The organism is Lysinibacillus sp. JNUCC 51, assembly GCF_015999525.1.
GTDB classification, from domain to species: Bacteria; Bacillota; Bacilli; order Bacillales_A; family Planococcaceae; genus Lysinibacillus; species Lysinibacillus xylanilyticus.
The window spans coordinates 3,488,310-3,505,033 of the sequence record NZ_CP065545.1 but is presented as its reverse complement, the minus strand read 5'-3'; the positions used below and the strand labels follow the sequence as shown (position 1 = coordinate 3,505,033).

Here is a 16,724-nt window from a genome sequence, read left to right as displayed (position 1 = left end):
GCAAAATATCTTTGCGTTTAGAATATTCTTACACTTATTATAATGCAAAATTTTGTTGCATATTTCAAGTAAAAAATTTTTGAGGTGCACATTTTATGAAAAATTCCGAACCTTTACTCCCTTTTTATAAGTTCATTGCAACAAATGTTTCTGTTGGTATCCATGCTGTAGACCTTTCTGGCAAGACAATTATTTATAATTCAAAGATGAAAGAAATCGAAGGCTTCCATTTTGATGAATTAGCAGATCGTTCTATTATTGAAATGTTTTCCTTCCGCCAGCATGAAAGTACTTTAATGCGTGTATTACAAACAGGTAAAAAGGAAATTAACGTTAAACAAACATATTGGAATAAAAATGGTCATGAAATTACAACTATTAATGATACTTTTCCACTTTATGTTGAAAATAAACTAATTGGAGCGATTGAATTTGCTCGTGACATTACATCACTCGAAAAGCTAGTTTATCAACCTCTTCGTCGATATGATGAACCTTTAACATTCGATATGATTACAGCCGTTTCCGAAGCGATGCAACAAATTATAGCAAACGCAAAAAAAGCAGCAGCTGTGAAATTACCGGTATTACTAATTGGAGAATCGGGTACAGGAAAGGATTTAGTGGCAGAGGGGATACACCATGCAGCATCGCCTGACCCTGAAGCATTTGTAACCTTAGTGAGTCGCCGCTCTGTTCCATCTGTTTTAGATAAAGTGCAGGAGCTCTTACAGGATGACAAGCCATACACTTTTTTCTTTGAACGCATTGACTTTTTAAGTTTAGACATTCAAGAGCAACTATTAGAAATATTACAATCTCTTCCACAGTCTAAATACATGCTTATTGGAAGTGTAGGAAGCGATCCCATTACATTGATCGAGGAAAAGAAACTTTCAAAATCACTGTATTATTTCTTTGCTACAATGGCTATTACCATCCCAAATCTAACAGATCGAAAAGAAGATATTCTTCCATTCGTAGATGATTACTTTAACCGCCATCGAGAACGCTTTGCTTCAAATGTCACGGATCTAGCACCTGACGTACAGGATTTATTTTTGCAATATGATTGGCCAGGAAATTTAAAGGAACTTGAGCTATTACTAGATGAAATTGTGTCGTTTATGACCACTGAATCAACAGTTACATCAGATTTATTACCAATGCATTTCCGCTTCAAAGTACAGCAGCAGGACACTTCCAATCACGAGCCGGAATTCTTTATGTTCCAGCAACAGAATGATGTTATGCCGCTCGATGCTTATTTGCGTGAAGCCGAATCATATTATGTGCAAAACGTCTTAAATTTATATGAAGGCAATATTACAAAGGCCGCTAGTGCACTTGGAATGAGTCGTCAAAACCTACAATATCGAATTCGAAAAATAAAAAACCAGTAACTATTTGAATAAAAAAAACGAGGATGCCTTCATATTTGAAAGCATCCTCGTTTTTTTCTCGCATTAACAGACAGTAATTTATCTGTACCAAAAGCGTCAGACTCCCACCTCAAAATTCAGCAAAAGCAAAGAAATTAGGGAAAATAACTGCCTGTAAAAGCCCGATTGGTGAAGACTAATAATCAGTGGGGATAAAGACACCCCACTGATAAAAGTTCATTATTGTCCTGACTGCTCAATCCAGTCCTGTAATTTATCTTTTAGGGAATTAAAACCATTCGCATCCGATTCATCTACACGGTCCTGCAATGATTTACGTGGTATTGGATCTTTTTTACGCAATGTAGTTGGGCGCTCCTGCAAAGCACGAATCGATAAACTAATTTTTTCGGCATCTTCATCGATTTCAAGTATCTTTACTTCTACCTCTTGCCCAACTGACAAAAATTCACTAACGTCCTTTACAAAGCCGTACGTAATTTCAGAAATATGCACAAGGCCTTGTGTATCTTCATCAAGCGCAACAAATGCACCATACGGCTGTATACCTGTAACTTTTCCAGTCAACACGTCCCCTAATTCATATTTTTTTCCCATAAACTTTGCCCACTTTCTTTTTGTTTGCTACGTATATATCACCACAAATTATAACATACGTGTTTTAGTGGGGCAAAAAATCTCTTTATTCGTTAATGGCACTAATTAAGTAATGTTGCTCACCATTTTTAGCTACTTCAGAGGTTAATTTAAAGGATAATTGCTGTCCAATTTCTCCACGCGCCGCATTTTTTACATCGGCATTAATAGTAAGTGAGGCCCCCCCTATTTCATGAAGAGCTTTAAACTTTTCCATCCCATCAAACTGTACAACTGTATCTATATCTAAATCATCAGTTAATAGTCTCTGAGCTATTTCTCGATCGCCGACGCCATGAGCATATAAAAATAAACTAACGATATTAATTGGATTTAATGTGTCAATGATTGTATCATCCCCCGTCTCTACATACGAATTGTAAAGAGTTTTAGTTTGCTCAATCCAACCATCATTAATTGCTATACTTGTTGTCCCATCCTCCGTCTGCATAAATAAGTCTTCACGTGCATATAAAATTCCCATCCATATATCGTATGTTGTTAACTGTTCTAGAGTTTTAGATTGTCCAGTTAACTTTATTTCATCTAGTATTAATTGAGCTGTTTTGCGCATTGCCTCACCATATTCACCATTTGCAATGAGAGTTAACAAATCAATGTATTCAGGTTTGAATTGGCCTGTTTTTGTGCGAATTGGATTGCTCTCAGTTCCTTTAAATATAGCAAGCCATGTATTTTCAAATTCTCCCTTTAATACGTTAAAATTATCATTCTCAGGAGATTTATCCTCTACAAGTGTTTTTTCATAAAGACGCAGATTAGTTGCTGAATCCTCTAAAGAATAGGGTAAATCCCCACCAACAAGCAATGAGCCTGTAGCCAAGTATTTAAAATATCCTAATACACTTGGGTGAAGGCGATCAATATATTCGGGCGCGTCTTTTCCGAATACAGGATTTGGTCGAAAACTATAACTTTGTCCATTATATTGCAATTCAAAATATTGTTTTTTAGCCGTAGCAATTAACTTATTTAGGTCTGCCGGGAGACTTTTTGGTTTTTGAGATAATACTTTTTCATACTGAGCAAGCTTATTAGAATAATAGCGTGCTATTTCTTCTACTGAGTAAGAATATTTACTATAAAAGTAATAAGATTCTTCATATGACATTGGATCTGCGTAAGTTTCGATACTCTGTATTCGCTCACGTGGTGTTTGTAGATTATCCAATATATCTGTTTCTACGCCTTTTCTAAAGTCATCATTTGTGTTCTGTAGTCTTAAAATCATCTCTTTGCCTTTAGATAAATCGTACAATTCATTATCTGCCATTTGAACTATTTCACTAAACTCTTTCTCTGGTATGTCGAGCTCTTTACGCATATGCTCACGCTTTTCTTGATATTTTTTTGTAAGGTTTGAAAGCCATTCATCATATTTTTTTTCTTGTTCTTGATCTTTTTCAGCTGTTTGTACAAATGCCGATGGATTAATGACATACGACGAAACAAGAACGCTTAATAAAAGTACACTAGCAATGCTTGCTACCCAGATAGCTGGCTTTTGCCATCTTGAGGGGGGCTTTTGTGTTGTTACTGTTTCTTGTGCTTTTTGTGTTGCATTTTCTGCCTCGATTTGTGTGAAAACGGCTTCTGGATCTAACTGTGGTTCCATGCGATTATAGGATTTTTTTAGAAGCTCCATTCGTTTTTCAAACTGTTTATCATCCATTTTCAACACTCCCCTCCAGCATTAACACCACTTTGAGCTTTTCCTTTGCACGCAATATACGAACTTTAACAGTTGATAACGAAATATTTAGTACTTCCGCAATCTCCTCATACTTTAATTCATGGAAGTAAAATAATATGAGTGGATACCGATATTTTTCATCGAGTTCTTTAATAGCATTATGTAATAACCTATCCTCCTCAAAATTAAGGACATGCTTTTCTGCTGAAGATGAGGGCGTTTGTTGTTGTGCACTTAGCCTTTCTTCCTTTGCTTGCTCTCGTTGTTCTTTGCGATAATAATCACGTGTTGCATTTAATGTGATTTTATAGAGCCATGTCGTAAAACGGTCCTGCTTAAATTGGTGTAAAAAACGATAGAGCTTGACAAATACCTCCTGTGAAACATCTGCTAAATCATTACTATGCACGCCACATTGAAAGGCAAATTTTTCAACTGTACTTTGATATATTCTAATCAGCTCTATATAGGCTTCTTTGTCTCCTTGCTGAGCTCGTTCTATTAACTCAGTTTCTGTCACCGTCATTCCCCCTTTTGCACATGTAACGAATCATTTCTCCTAATTGTTACATATTTAAACAGTTTTTTCTTTATAAGAGTAAATCCAGACACAAATTTTACTGCTAGAACGCTGTTAACATCCCTGCTGCACAGGCAGGTAACTAAAAAGCATTTTCTGAAATTTGCTTAAGTTACGAGAATATTGGGGTAAAATGAAACTTTAGTATAAGGAGGGTTTAATTTCGTGTAATCGAGAGATCAATTTGCAACTTAAATTGGGTTAATAGCTGCAGCTAGAAGTGCTATAGGATTAGGAGTTAAAAATCGCTTGGATTGGCGGTATTATTATTTTTATCATCGGTATTCCAAGTGCATTATCATTCGGCATCCTATTCTGAAGTGAAAATTTTAGATCGCTCTATTTTCGACTTTGTAGACTTATTGACGAATAGTATTGGTATGCCAGGAGCCTTACTGATTTCTATCTTTGCAGGCTATTATTATACAAAGGACTTTTCTCGTAAGGAGCTTGACTCATCTAGTCTGATGTTCAATATCTGGTATATATTAATTCGTAATGTTTCTCCAATAGCGATATTAATTATTCTCATACAGGGGATACTACCGTTGTTTAAATAAAAAAAAACGAGGTTGTCTCAAAATTGAAAGACAACCTCGGTTTCTATAGAAAAGCAAAAGCATCATTGCGTCAAAATTCGGCTTTGCGCTTGCATAACACCATTTTGGATACCCACTGGGAGAAGTTAAATAATGCATTTTGCTTCAAATTTTATCGCAATAAGTTTGTACGAAATGGCTACACAATCTTCAAATGGAATCCATTCTTCAAACGAATGCTCATATGTTTCTTGAATAACCTTTGCAAGAGTAGATGGATCATCAATACCTTGCAATGCTGCTACAACATCAGCGGTTTCAGTATCATAATGATCTGGACCTAAGTGGAATGGATCCCACTCCTCTAGCAGATGTACGGCTGCTTGATTCATTTTTATATTTTCCAAAATACTCACCTATTATCCTTTTATCATACTCGTATGATACCATAGTAAATAAAAAAGAAAAGAGTGATTTGCTTGTCTAATTTCGATCAAACTATTAAACGTCGTTGTACAAACTCTGTAAAATGGGACGCAGTGGAAAATGTATATGGGCTACAAGATGCTTCAGACATACTACCAATGTGGGTAGCCGATATGGATTTCCCCGCTCCAGCAGCCGTATCAAAAGCACTACAAGAGCATGCTGAAAAGACTGTTTTCGGCTATAGCTTTGTTAGTGATGAAGCAGTGCAGGCGATCGTAGACTGGCAGAATGCTCATCATGATTGGCACATTGACAAAGAATCCATTGTTTTCTGTAACGGCGTTGTTGCCGCTTTAGCGGACAGTATCAAGGCATTTACAAATCCAGGAGATAAAGTACTTATTTCCCCACCTGTCTATCCGCCATTTTTTAACATCCCAAAAAGTAATGGTAGAGAGATTGTTAGTTGTCCTTTAGTAGAAAAAGATGGGACATTTATTTACGACTTTGAAGCCTTTGAGCAAGCACTTGCTCAAAATGTGAAAGCTTACATATTGTGTAATCCACATAATCCTGGAGGCTATGTATGGGATGAAGCTACATTAAAGGAAATCGTACGACTATGTGCAAAATATGATGTAGTGATTATTTCCGATGAAATTCATTCCGATTTAATGTTGGATGGCTCAAAACATACACCATTAGCAAAAATCGCTGGTGATGAAATTGATCGTATTATTACGTGCATGGCACCTACAAAAACATTCAATCTAGCTGGTATTCAAGTTGCCTATATGATTGTTCCAGATAAGGAAAAGCGTATGCTCCTAGAAGCTGTTCATATGGCTAGTGGGCAAGGCTCAGTAAATACCTTTGCTTCTGTTGCACTTCAGGCTGCTTATACAGAGGGTTCCCCATGGTTAAATGACATGCTTACTTACATTTCAAACAATATGGACTATGTGATTGCTGAATTAGGGCAATTACCTGGTATCCATATTAATAAGCCTCAAGGCACTTATTTACTTTGGATTGATTACCGAGAATTAGGTCTTGATGAAAAAGAAATCATGAAACGCTTGCTGGAAAATGGCAAGTTAGCATTAGAGCCAGGATCAAAATATGGCGAAGAGGGTTGCGGCTTCCTACGTATGAACGTTGCTTGCTCATTTGACACAGTGAAAGACGGTGTTCAGCGCTTTAAGCAAGCACTTGAACAATAGTAAGTAAATAGTGAAGGATATCTCAAGTTTTTCTGAGATATCCTTTTTTGTTCAGAAAATATATCTCAAATGGAGAAGGGTGCGAAGACAAACAATACTTGAGGTATTTTGACATAAGATTAATGAGAAAGTCAGATGCCCCGCAGTCATAAAAGACAGCGAGGCATCTGGTGCAATCAATTATGCCTCGGCATAATGACTGAGTTCCTCTATTTCAGTGGGTGTTTAGACATCCGCTGAATGCAGTTAAACATTTTGCTGATTGTTTGTATTAGTTTTCTCTGAAAGAATACGTGCTTCGAGTTCCTTTGATTTCATTTCTTGTTTCTTAGAAATCTTACGGAAAACGGTAAAGACAACAATACATAATATAAGCATTATTAAAAATTCAAAAGCTGCAGGTACATAGCCTGATTTATCTTCTGGGAAATATAAAAATTGATACATTAAATGTTTCATGTTTTACACGTCCTTACAATTATTATTCAAAAACTGTAATTGACTCGATTTTTACATCTTCTACTGGTTTATCACGCATGTCTTTTTCTACGTCTGCAATTTTGTCAACGATGTCCATACCTTCAACAACATGACCAAATACTGTATGTTTATGGTCTAACCAAGGAGTACCACCATTTTGAGCATATGCTTCAATAATCTCTTCTGGGAAGCCAGCACCTTGTAATTGACGAAGCATATCACTTGGAAGGTGCTTCATTTGTACGATAAAGAATTGTGAACCATTTGTGTTTGGACCCGCATTTGCCATTGAAAGGGCACCGCGAAGATTAAATACTTTGTCAGAGAACTCATCCTCGAAAGAGTTACCCCAAATTGATTCGCCGCCCATACCTGTACCAGTTGGGTCACCTCCTTGAATCATAAAGTCTTGGATTACACGGTGGAAAATGATGCCGTCATAGTATCCTGATTTTGCATGGCCTAAAAAGTTTTCAACAGTTTTAGGTGCATGCTCTGGGAATAATTTAATTTTGATGGCACCTAAAGTTGTTTTCATTTCTACAAGTACTTCGCCTTCTAGTACTTCTGTTGTTAATTGTGGAAACATTGAAGTCTCTCCTTTAAATGTAAAATTTCAGTTTCAATGAAAATGATAGTACTATCATTTCTGACCTCATTTTAGTCTAACATACTTCTTACTGGTTTTCTTCACCAAAGTATTGACGATTTTTTGCACTTTTAATTTTTAAGCTTATCACCATAATGTGTGGTTGATTTCCTGTGGGCCTCCGATGAGTCACTTAGGCCAATAAGTGTTTTTTGTGCTAGCGAAGCGACAGTTCAAATATTTTGAAAGCATAGTGCTAACGTCGGGTCAGCAGCACGATGTCTTTTGCGCGAAAGCGAAGCGTCAGCGGCACGATGTTGGTCACAAAGGCGTTATCACAGTAGTGTTCTTCGGTTAAGAAATATTCTTTCATATTAGCCCCCCCTTATATTTTTTATGATTGTTCATATATCCCCTTGATTGATAATAAAGATGGACTATATGGATAAAAGTAGAAAAAACGGAGGGATTGCAATGAAATTTATACAAAAAATAAGTGTAATCGGTCTGTCGGTATGTATGTTGAGTATCGTTTTTTCATCTGCCAGCATGGCAACAAAAATCGCTACAGAAGAGCACTTGAATTCAGTAAATAATAAAAATAAAAAAGAAGTTCATTATTACAAAAATGACTCCGCCAAAATATTAGAACAAGAAACAAAAACGGTACTGATTAAAACAGAAAAAGAAGATAAATCATTATTAGAGCAAAAAACCAAAGAATTTGAAGAAAAAATGAAAACGGAACAAATAGCCTTAATCGAAGAGGGTTTGAAAAAAGCGACAACACTTCAAGATGTAGAAAAAGTAAAGAGTGACGCAGCAAACTTATTAAAAAAAGAAAAAGAATTGTTTAAAGCAGAAAGTGAAAAATATGTAAAAACAAAGATTGATACGGAAAAAGTAGACTTAGCGATGATTTCTAGTTCATATAAGACGGTTAGAGATGGCTTTTTCACCTTTAACAAACACGGATTCTATTACTATGATGTAAATAAAAATGAATTTGTTCCAAACAATAAAGTAAATACAACAGAAGAAGTAAAAGAATTTGAAAAAAAACACAAAGAAGATACAAAAGTAAAAGATAATCCAATCAACACCTTAATCCTGTCCATTCTCCTTGGATTGTTATGTATAATTCCACTTTTCATAAGTTACAGACAAGAAAACATAGCGTAAGCTTTATTGATGCTATTAGCCTTCGTTCCTCTACCTGCTACACTCCAGAATCTCATTTGTAATGCTAGTCGTCCAGCATACTCTCCAATCAACTCTAATCAATTTCGCCTTGGAGTAATTGCCGCTGACGCTTCGCTTTCGCGCAGTAAACATTTGTAGCTGCCGTTTCACTTTCGCTACAGAAAATATTTGCCGCTGCCGCTTTGCTTTCGCTCAGTTAAACAATGCGTGGGATTATGAATTGTGCCAGGGGCCGACACGATGTCGAAAATTTCAGGAATGCCATAGGACGTGGCACTCTTAGACTGAGTTACTCTATTTCAGTAGTTGTAGTTTTCGAACACTCACTGTAAAGGAATCACTTCGGAGTTCATCTCACCACCTTTACAGGTAGGAGTCTTCTATCTAAATGAAGATACGTTTTAACAAACGTCATCTCTAACTTCATGGCAAAATTATTTGATAAAACAAATAGGTCGGAACGCGTATTTGGAAACTATCCAAATTATGTTATTCTGTTGAGTGACTCATATTTAGAGTGGAGGCACACATGAAAAAGGCTTTTGGTTTTTTTATCATTTTACTATCCTTACCTGTCCTTTGGTGGATTACTACAAACATTAGGACAGAAATCAATGCGGCACAAGCCCATGAGGAGCAAATTGCAAGCGCTATTCATTTACCGGAAATACAGCCACAGCTTCCAGTAACACTTATTGATCGAAACGGGAAAACATTTAGCGAGGAATATGTCGAATGGCGTCAACCTCTAACATTACAGAAAATCCCAAAAATTGCCCAGGAAATTTTTATATCAAGTGAGGACGCTCATTTTTATGAGCATATCGGCTTTGACCTCAGTGCCATCGTCCGTGCAGTTGTTGCTAACTCAAGCACAAATTCAACTTCTCAAGGTGCTAGCACCATTACACAACAGCTTGTTCGTATGCGTTATTTATCCGACGAAAAAACATATGAACGAAAATTAACCGAGATCTTTTACTCTCATGAGCTTGAGAAAGAATTTAATAAAGACGAGATATTAACGATGTATCTAAATGAAGCCTATTTTAGCAATCAAGTTTATGGAATCGGTGGAGCAGCTACATATTATTTTCAAAAACCACTTCAAGAATTATCTATAGCAGAAATTGCATTTATTGCTGCCATTCCAAATAACCCTTCACTGTATAATCCTTTAAAAAACTTTGATAAAACAAAGTCGAGGCAGGAGCGGTTATTAGATACACTCGCAACGAGTGGCGCTATAACAAAAGAAGATGCCGTTACATATAAAGCTGAAACGATAACATTAAATGTAAAGAGTAAAGCGCAAAGCTACCCTATGTACAGTACTTACGTCCTACAAGAGCTTAAATGGTTAGTTGCAGAAAAAGAAGGCTATTCAGATCGTCTTGCCAAAACACAAAGCGACGAAGAGAAGAAGAAAATCAAAGCGCAGCTAGACAATCGACTCAATACATTATTCCAAAATGGATTAACGATTTATACCGCGCTTGATCCAGACAAACAAGCACATGATGAGAATAAAATGACTGCAATTCTAGGCCCAGGCAAATTGCAAGCCGCCGGAGCAGTTATTGATAACACATCCCGTGAAGTTGTAAGTCTTTATGCTGGGAAAAACTACGAAAAATTTGGTTTTCATCGTGCCTTTCAAGGTACACGTCAGCCAGGCTCTGCCTTTAAGCCGCTTGCAGTATATGCTCCTTTCTTTGAAACAACAGCACATACACCTGATTCTATTGTAAGTGGCGGCAGTTATTGCGTCGGTTCATTTTGTCCACAAAACTATGGCGGCTTTAAATACGGTGATGTACCAATTCGAGTAGCATTTCAAAATAGTTACAATACATCGGCTCTCCGTTTATTTAACACAGTCGGAATTGATACAGCCTTTAGTTACTTAGATCGCTTTCATTTCCGCTCCATCGTAGCAAAAGATCATGATTATTCAGCCTCTTTAGGCGGGTTAACATATGGTGTTACAGCACTTGAGCTAGCAGATGCTTATACAAGCTTTATAGATGGCTCATATGTACTTGCTCATAGCATCCGCAAAGTAACAGCATCTGATGGTACGGAGCTTTACAGCTGGGATTCAGCACGCGATCAAATTTGGTCACCGAAAACCGTTAAGTACATGCGTTCGATGCTTACAGATGTTGTTACTAAAGGTACCGGGCAAGGCGTTTATAGTAAAAGTAACTATGTCGGTGCCAAAACAGGAACAACTAACAACTATCGCGACTACTGGCTTGCCGGATTAAATGATGAATACACTGCAGCAGTATGGCTTGGCTACGATAAGCCACAATCTATGGAGAGATTAGAAGCTTACAAGATTCACCACAAGCTATTTAATGTTTTACTTGAATAAAGATTAATTATACCTCGGCATAATTGTAGCTGCCGCTACGCTTTCGCACAGATAAACAATGCGTAAGGGATCGGCATTGTGTATTTGGACACCCGCTGAAAGAAGTTAAAAGGAGCAGCCCTGAGACTGGGGCCGCTCCTTTCATTGTTAATTATGTAATAAATACTTAATGAAACCGAGGCATTTAATGAGCAAACGGTAAACTTGCCAAAATTCCATTATACAATTTTAAAACAACATAAACTAATAGCGTTAATAGTATTGTCCACATAAAAAGCTCAAATACAAGTAAGCCAATCGTTCCACCCATCGACATATAATGACTCATTTTATAGATAAGGTAAATAAAGTAGATAAAAACGGTTAAGACAAAAATACCTACTAAAACGTAAATAAATTGAATAGCAAAGGCTGAACAGATTGCCCCAACTAATAAAATGATGTATCCGCCTCGGGCTTGATTAACTGTCGCACCATCATGATCCTTTGAGAAAAATAACATTCCTAGCTCATGAATAGTTTCCCCTACTAATTTCAATGCTGAAAATAGCATAAAAAAGATTACTGCAAAGACAATTAGCAAGAATACACGGAGCTCGAAATCGGATAAAAACTCACGCATACCGGAATACACACCAATTGCATGAAAAACTTGCAACGATTTACTTACTGCATACATCCCAAATGTCAAACTAAACAATAAAATTGTAATTAATGGTAGATAACCATAAATATAAGGGTTCTTCATAAAAATTTTTTCCTCTTTTACTATTGATAACTTCCTATTTATAATATATCCAAGGTTCTTCCACTATCGCAAGCTAAATCATATGAGTGCATATGCATTCATACAAAAAGTGCGTTATAATTAACATACTTACCTGCATAAAGGAGGGTTTTTTTGTTACAAGTACTTTATATTTTCATTCCAATGCTTGCCGCAATATTTGTGCCATTATTATATAAAAGCATTAAAAATATTCACACAGGCTGGTTTGTTCTTGCAGTACCTGCTACACTCGCGATTATTTACGCATCTTATATCGGAAAAGTAGCAGATGGTAAAGTATTTCTTCAAGAGCTTCCTTGGATTCCATCGCTCGATATTTCCATCGTTTCTTATTTAGATGGACTTAGCTTGCTATTCTCATTGCTAATTACTGGAATTGGCTCATTGGTCGTACTTTACTCTATTTTTTACTTAGACAAACATAAAGAAAAATTACATAATTTTTATGTTTACCTATTATTATTTATGACCGCAATGCTAGGAGTAGTACAGTCAGATCATTTAATTTCTCTGTACTTCTTTTGGGAGCTAACATCTATTTCATCATTTTTATTGATCGGCTATTGGTATTCTCGTGATGCCTCTCGCTTTGGTGCACTTAAGTCAATGATGATTACAGTCGGTGGCGGCTTAATGATGTTAGGAGGATTCATCCTTCTTTATATAATGGGAGGAACGTATTCAATCCGTGAACTTATTGTAATGGCACCTAATTTAGTGCAGCATCCGCTGTTCACCTGGTCGCTCGTTTTAATACTTCTAGGAGCATTTACGAAATCTGCCCAATTCCCATTCTACATTTGGTTACCAGATGCAATGGAAGCGCCAACACCAGTTAGTGCATACCTCCACTCCGCAACTATGGTAAAGGCGGGTATTTATTTAGTTGCACGCTTTACACCGATTTTCGCTGTTTCTGAACTTTGGGTATGGCTCGTTACAGGCGTAGGTATCTTAACGCTATTCTGGGGTTCGTTCTTTGCAGTGAAGCAAACCGATTTAAAAGGGATCCTTGCTTTCTCTACAGTGAGTCAGCTTGGACTTATTATGTCTTTGCTCGGCGCTAGTGCTTTAGCGTTTCATGGCAATGGGGCAACAGATACTATTAAATATGCTGCCTTTGCGGCAATCTTCCACCTTATCAACCATGCAACGTTTAAAGGAAGCCTATTCATGATTGCTGGTATTGTCGATCATGAAACAGGTACGCGTGATATTCGTAAGCTCGGTGGCTTAATGAGTATTATGCCGCTTAGCTTTACAGTAGCCGCAATCGGAAGCTTATCAATGGCTGGTCTACCGCCATTTAACGGCTTCTTAAGTAAGGAAATGTTTTTAACTGCGATGCTTGCCCTGCAAAATTTTGAATTTTTCGGCTTTGATACATGGGGAGCACTCTTCCCAATTATCGCTTGGATTGCTAGTATTTTCACATTTGTTTATAGCTTCTATTTTGTTTTCAGAACATTTACTGGTAAATATAAACCAGAAAAATTACCTCATAAACCACACGAGGCACCGATTGGCATGCTAATTTCGCCGATGATTTTAGCAGCATTAGTCGTAACAATATTCTTTATTCCGAACCTAGTTGGGGATACTTTTGTAAAGCCAGCAGTACAAGCTATTCAGCCATTTTTATACGATTCACCTAAGGATATTGATATTCATGTGGCTGCTTGGCATGGTGAAATCACACCTGAATTAGTCATGACATTTGGCATAGTACTTCTTGGGGTTCTATTGTTTGTAGCATTACCGAAATGGCAGGGCATTTATCAAAAATTCCCAAGAGCTTTAACGTTAAATAATGCATATGACAAGATAATGCTAGGACTAGATGTTGGATTAAATCGTGTATCACGTCTTTATATGACGGGCTCTATGCGTCACTACCTGTTGTATATGTTTAGTAGCATTGCGGCGATTGTAATCGGTTCTTTATTTGTGAAGAATGCTTTTACAGTCTCCTTCCAAGACACTTCACCTATTCGTCCTTACGAAATCATTTTAGTTGTGGTGTTAGTCATTGGAACAGCCATTACAATTTTGGCAAAGTCACGTTTAACAGCTATTATTGGCCTTGGTGCTGTGGGCTACACAGTAGCATTATTCTTCGTTATCTTTAATGCTCCTGATTTAGCATTAACACAGCTTGTCATTGAAACGATTTCTGTTGCGCTGTTTTTACTAGCATTTTATCATCTGCCTAAGCTTGGAAAACGAGAAGAGCGCATGAGATTCCAATTAAATCGCGCAATTGTTTCCATTGCAGTCGGTGTGATGGTTACGCTTTTGGCACTGTCTGCACATTCACAAAAATTGATTCCAACTATTTCGAAGTATTATGAGGAAACAGTTTATTCTAAAGCCGGCGGTGGAAACATTGTCAATGTAATTTTAGTAGACTACCGTGGCTTCGATACATTATTTGAAATTACAGTGCTAGGTATTGCTGGAATGGCCATTTTAGCAATGATAAAGCTACGCATGAATAGAAAGGAGAAATCACATGAAAACAAATGATGTCATTATACAATTTACAACAAAAATTGTATTCTTCATTATTTTCTTCTTCTCCATTCATATTTTCCTTGCTGGTCATTACACACCTGGGGGCGGCTTTGTTGGTGGACTTTTGACATCGAGTGCTATTGTGCTCTTAGTCCTTGCCTTTGATTTAAATACGGTTCGTAAGGTTTTACCAATAAATTATACGTATTTAACTGCAATTGGCTTATTACTAGCACTTGCAACAGCCGCTTTCCCAATGTTTTTAGGTAAACCGTTTTTTACTCATTTCTTTGATTATTTCGATTTACCGCTTCTAGGCAAACAGTCATTACACACGGCTATGCTTTTTGATAGCGGTGTCTATTTGGTTGTTGTCGGCGTTACAATGACCATTATTCAAACGATTGGAGAGGATGAATAATGGAAATATTGATGGCGTTTGTCATAGGCTTTCTGTTTATGGCAGCGATTTATTTAATCTTATCCAAAAGCTTATTGCGTATTATTATCGGAACAGGTCTTTTAAGTCATGGCGCTCATCTTCTCATTTTAACGATGGGCGGGCTTGGTGGAGAAGCACCTCCTGTTTTAAAAGAAGGGGCTAAAACTTTTGCAGACCCATTACCACAGGCGCTTATTTTAACAGCGATTGTTATTAGCTTTGGGGTAACAGCTTTCTTCCTCGTACTTGCTTACCGTTCTTATCAGGAGCTCGAGACAGATGATATAAGCTTAATGAGAGGAAGTGATGAGGATGAATAACTTCCTTCTATTGCCGATTATCATTCCGTTTTTCTTCGGTATGATTTTAATGTTTGGGCAAAAAAACTTAAAATACCAGCGTTCATTCGCATTACTTGGTATAGGGCTCGCACTTATATCAGCCATTTCATTGCTTTCAAAGGTGAAAAATGACGGTATACAAAAGGTGACGTTCGGAGATTGGCCTGTGCCGTATGGTATTACGATGGTTTCTGATATGGTGTCCGCACTGCTTGTCACAACAACGTTGCTAATCGCTCTTTTTGTTGTTTGGTATGGCTTTGGTTCCATCACGAAGGAACGTGAACGCTTCTTCTATTATCCTGGAGTTATGTTTATTTTAACTGGGGTTAACGGGGCATTTACGACAGGCGATATATTTAACCTTTTCGTGTTCTTCGAGGTATTGTTAATGGCCTCTTATTTGCTCATCGTTCTTGGGGGTGAAAAAGGACAGCTTAAAGGTTCCATTAAATATATTTTAATTAATGTTATTTCATCTGCATTATTTGTTATTACAGTTGCCTTTCTATACTCTGTAGTAGGTACATTAAACATGGCAGACATTGCAGTAAAAATTGCTGACATCAATCAGCCAGGTATTGTAACGGTTATAGCTGTACTATTTTTAATGGTATTTGGATTAAAAGCAGCTATTTTCCCGCTATATTTCTGGCTTCCAACTTCTTATGCGGCAGCTCCAATACCAGTGTTAACGCTATTTGGTGCACTTCTAACAAAGGTTGGTATTTATGCAATTACTCGAACATATACGTTGTTCTTTGTTCATGATTTATCATATACACATGATTTACTGATGGCATTAGCAGTTGCAACAATAATTGCAGGCTGTATTGGTGCACTTGCGTACCATGATGTGAAGCTCATCATTATATATAATATTGTCATTGCTGTAGGTGTTATTTTATTTGGCGTATCTCAAATGAATGAAATCGCCCTAAAAGGTGCAATGTTCTATTTAATTCATGACATGCTTATAAAAGCAGCTCTCTTTATGTTAATAGGTATAGTAATCTACATTACTGGCACATCTGATTTACGTAAAATGGGCGGTCTTATGAATAAATATCCCGCTCTCGGTTGGTGCTATTTAATTGCAGCATTTGGTTTAGCAGGGATTCCCCCACTTAGTGGCTTCGTTGGGAAGCTATTGATTGTACAGGGAGGATTTGAAGCAGGCAGTAAATGGAGTAGTATTTTTATATTGGCTTCATCACTTCTCGTTTTATTATCGGTTATTCGTATTTTCCTTTATGCCTTCTGGGGTGAAGAAAAAGAAACAACGGGTACTGTCGATAAAAAAGTCTACTATACACTATTTGTGCCTACGGTTCTTTTAGTGCTCGTTACTGTAGCGTATGGTGTAGGCTCTGAATGGATTACTCCATTTATGGACGATGCGGCAAAACTATTAAGTGATCCATCTATATATATAGATGCTGTAATGAAGGAGGATTAGAG

General features: G+C 37.1%; 16 protein-coding genes. 9 read left to right on the top strand and 7 right to left on the bottom strand.

Features of this window, described 5'->3' with window-relative positions; genetic code table 11:
• Positions 1-95: 95 nt before the first annotated feature.
• Positions 96-1,403 (top strand): AAA-type ATPase lid domain-containing protein, encoded by a 1,308-nt coding sequence (locus JNUCC51_RS16850; protein WP_337988982.1) that lies wholly within the window; start codon positions 96-98, stop codon positions 1,401-1,403.
• A 219-nt stretch (positions 1,404-1,622) separates the two neighbouring features.
• Here JNUCC51_RS16850 and yugI read toward each other — a convergent pair whose 3' ends face one another.
• The 3 genes from yugI to JNUCC51_RS16835 all read right to left on the bottom strand — a co-directional run bounded on the left by yugI (position 1,623) and on the right by JNUCC51_RS16835 (position 4,273).
• Positions 1,623-2,000, bottom strand: a complete 378-nt coding sequence (yugI, locus tag JNUCC51_RS16845) for a S1 domain-containing post-transcriptional regulator GSP13 (protein ID WP_100542587.1) — start codon at positions 1,998-2,000, stop codon at positions 1,623-1,625.
• An 85-nt stretch (positions 2,001-2,085) separates the two neighbouring features.
• Complete coding sequence (locus JNUCC51_RS16840; RefSeq protein ID WP_337988981.1) at positions 2,086-3,732, bottom strand: hypothetical protein; 1,647 nt, start codon at positions 3,730-3,732, stop codon at positions 2,086-2,088.
• Positions 3,725-4,273: an RNA polymerase sigma factor gene (locus JNUCC51_RS16835; protein ID WP_337988980.1), complete on the bottom strand. Its 549-nt coding sequence runs from the start codon at positions 4,271-4,273 to the stop codon at positions 3,725-3,727. Before JNUCC51_RS16835 ends, JNUCC51_RS16840 begins: the two co-directional genes overlap by 8 nt.
• Before the next feature lie 314 nt (positions 4,274-4,587).
• Between JNUCC51_RS16835 and JNUCC51_RS16830 the strand changes: the two genes are divergently transcribed.
• Positions 4,588-4,893: a hypothetical protein gene (locus JNUCC51_RS16830; protein ID WP_337988979.1), complete on the top strand. Its 306-nt coding sequence runs from the start codon at positions 4,588-4,590 to the stop codon at positions 4,891-4,893.
• 125 nt (positions 4,894-5,018) lie between these two features.
• On the opposite strand, the gene JNUCC51_RS16825 is transcribed toward JNUCC51_RS16830, so the two are convergent.
• The gene (locus JNUCC51_RS16825; protein WP_082172888.1) at positions 5,019-5,279 is read right to left on the bottom strand and encodes a DUF1871 family protein; all 261 of its coding nucleotides are present in this window, start codon (positions 5,277-5,279) and stop codon (positions 5,019-5,021) included.
• A gap of 72 nt (positions 5,280-5,351) precedes the next feature.
• Between JNUCC51_RS16825 and JNUCC51_RS16820 the strand changes: the two genes are divergently transcribed.
• Positions 5,352-6,524 carry a MalY/PatB family protein gene (locus JNUCC51_RS16820; protein ID WP_337988978.1) on the top strand — a complete coding sequence of 391 codons (1,173 nt, stop codon included), beginning with the start codon at positions 5,352-5,354 and terminating at the stop codon, positions 6,522-6,524.
• 246 nt (positions 6,525-6,770) lie between these two features.
• On the opposite strand, the gene JNUCC51_RS16815 is transcribed toward JNUCC51_RS16820, so the two are convergent.
• The gene (locus JNUCC51_RS16815; protein ID WP_337988977.1) at positions 6,771-6,983 is read right to left on the bottom strand and encodes a hypothetical protein; all 213 of its coding nucleotides are present in this window, start codon (positions 6,981-6,983) and stop codon (positions 6,771-6,773) included.
• A 22-nt stretch (positions 6,984-7,005) separates the two neighbouring features.
• Positions 7,006-7,593: a peptidylprolyl isomerase gene (locus JNUCC51_RS16810; RefSeq protein ID WP_100542591.1), complete on the bottom strand. Its 588-nt coding sequence runs from the start codon at positions 7,591-7,593 to the stop codon at positions 7,006-7,008.
• A 474-nt stretch (positions 7,594-8,067) separates the two neighbouring features.
• On the opposite strand from JNUCC51_RS16810, the gene JNUCC51_RS16805 reads away from it, so the two are divergent.
• Both JNUCC51_RS16805 and JNUCC51_RS16800 read left to right on the top strand, forming a co-directional pair.
• Positions 8,068-8,775 carry a hypothetical protein gene (locus JNUCC51_RS16805; protein WP_337988976.1) on the top strand — a complete coding sequence of 236 codons (708 nt, stop codon included), beginning with the start codon at positions 8,068-8,070 and terminating at the stop codon, positions 8,773-8,775.
• 550 nt (positions 8,776-9,325) lie between these two features.
• Positions 9,326-11,176, top strand: a complete 1,851-nt coding sequence (locus tag JNUCC51_RS16800; RefSeq protein ID WP_337988975.1) for a transglycosylase domain-containing protein — start codon at positions 9,326-9,328, stop codon at positions 11,174-11,176.
• A gap of 184 nt (positions 11,177-11,360) precedes the next feature.
• Here JNUCC51_RS16800 and JNUCC51_RS16795 read toward each other — a convergent pair whose 3' ends face one another.
• The gene (locus tag JNUCC51_RS16795) at positions 11,361-11,924 is read right to left on the bottom strand and encodes a DUF5366 family protein (protein WP_337988974.1); all 564 of its coding nucleotides are present in this window, start codon (positions 11,922-11,924) and stop codon (positions 11,361-11,363) included.
• A gap of 153 nt (positions 11,925-12,077) precedes the next feature.
• Between JNUCC51_RS16795 and JNUCC51_RS16790 the strand changes: the two genes are divergently transcribed.
• From JNUCC51_RS16790 to JNUCC51_RS16775, 4 genes are read left to right on the top strand one after another with little or no spacing between them, the layout of a single operon-like run.
• A complete protein-coding gene (locus JNUCC51_RS16790; protein WP_337988973.1) occupies positions 12,078-14,492 on the top strand; it encodes a Na+/H+ antiporter subunit A in 2,415 nt (804 codons plus the stop codon).
• On the top strand, positions 14,479-14,901 hold the full coding sequence (locus JNUCC51_RS16785) for a Na(+)/H(+) antiporter subunit B (RefSeq protein ID WP_337988972.1): 423 nt from the start codon (positions 14,479-14,481) through the stop codon (positions 14,899-14,901). The genes JNUCC51_RS16790 and JNUCC51_RS16785 overlap by 14 nt, the downstream gene beginning before the upstream one ends.
• Entirely contained in the window at positions 14,901-15,242 is a 342-nt protein-coding gene (locus JNUCC51_RS16780) for a Na(+)/H(+) antiporter subunit C (protein ID WP_049669151.1), read from the top strand. Before JNUCC51_RS16785 ends, JNUCC51_RS16780 begins: the two co-directional genes overlap by 1 nt.
• A complete protein-coding gene (locus JNUCC51_RS16775) occupies positions 15,235-16,722 on the top strand; it encodes a Na+/H+ antiporter subunit D (protein ID WP_337988971.1) in 1,488 nt (495 codons plus the stop codon). Before JNUCC51_RS16780 ends, JNUCC51_RS16775 begins: the two co-directional genes overlap by 8 nt.
• Positions 16,723-16,724: the final 2 nt, after the last annotated feature.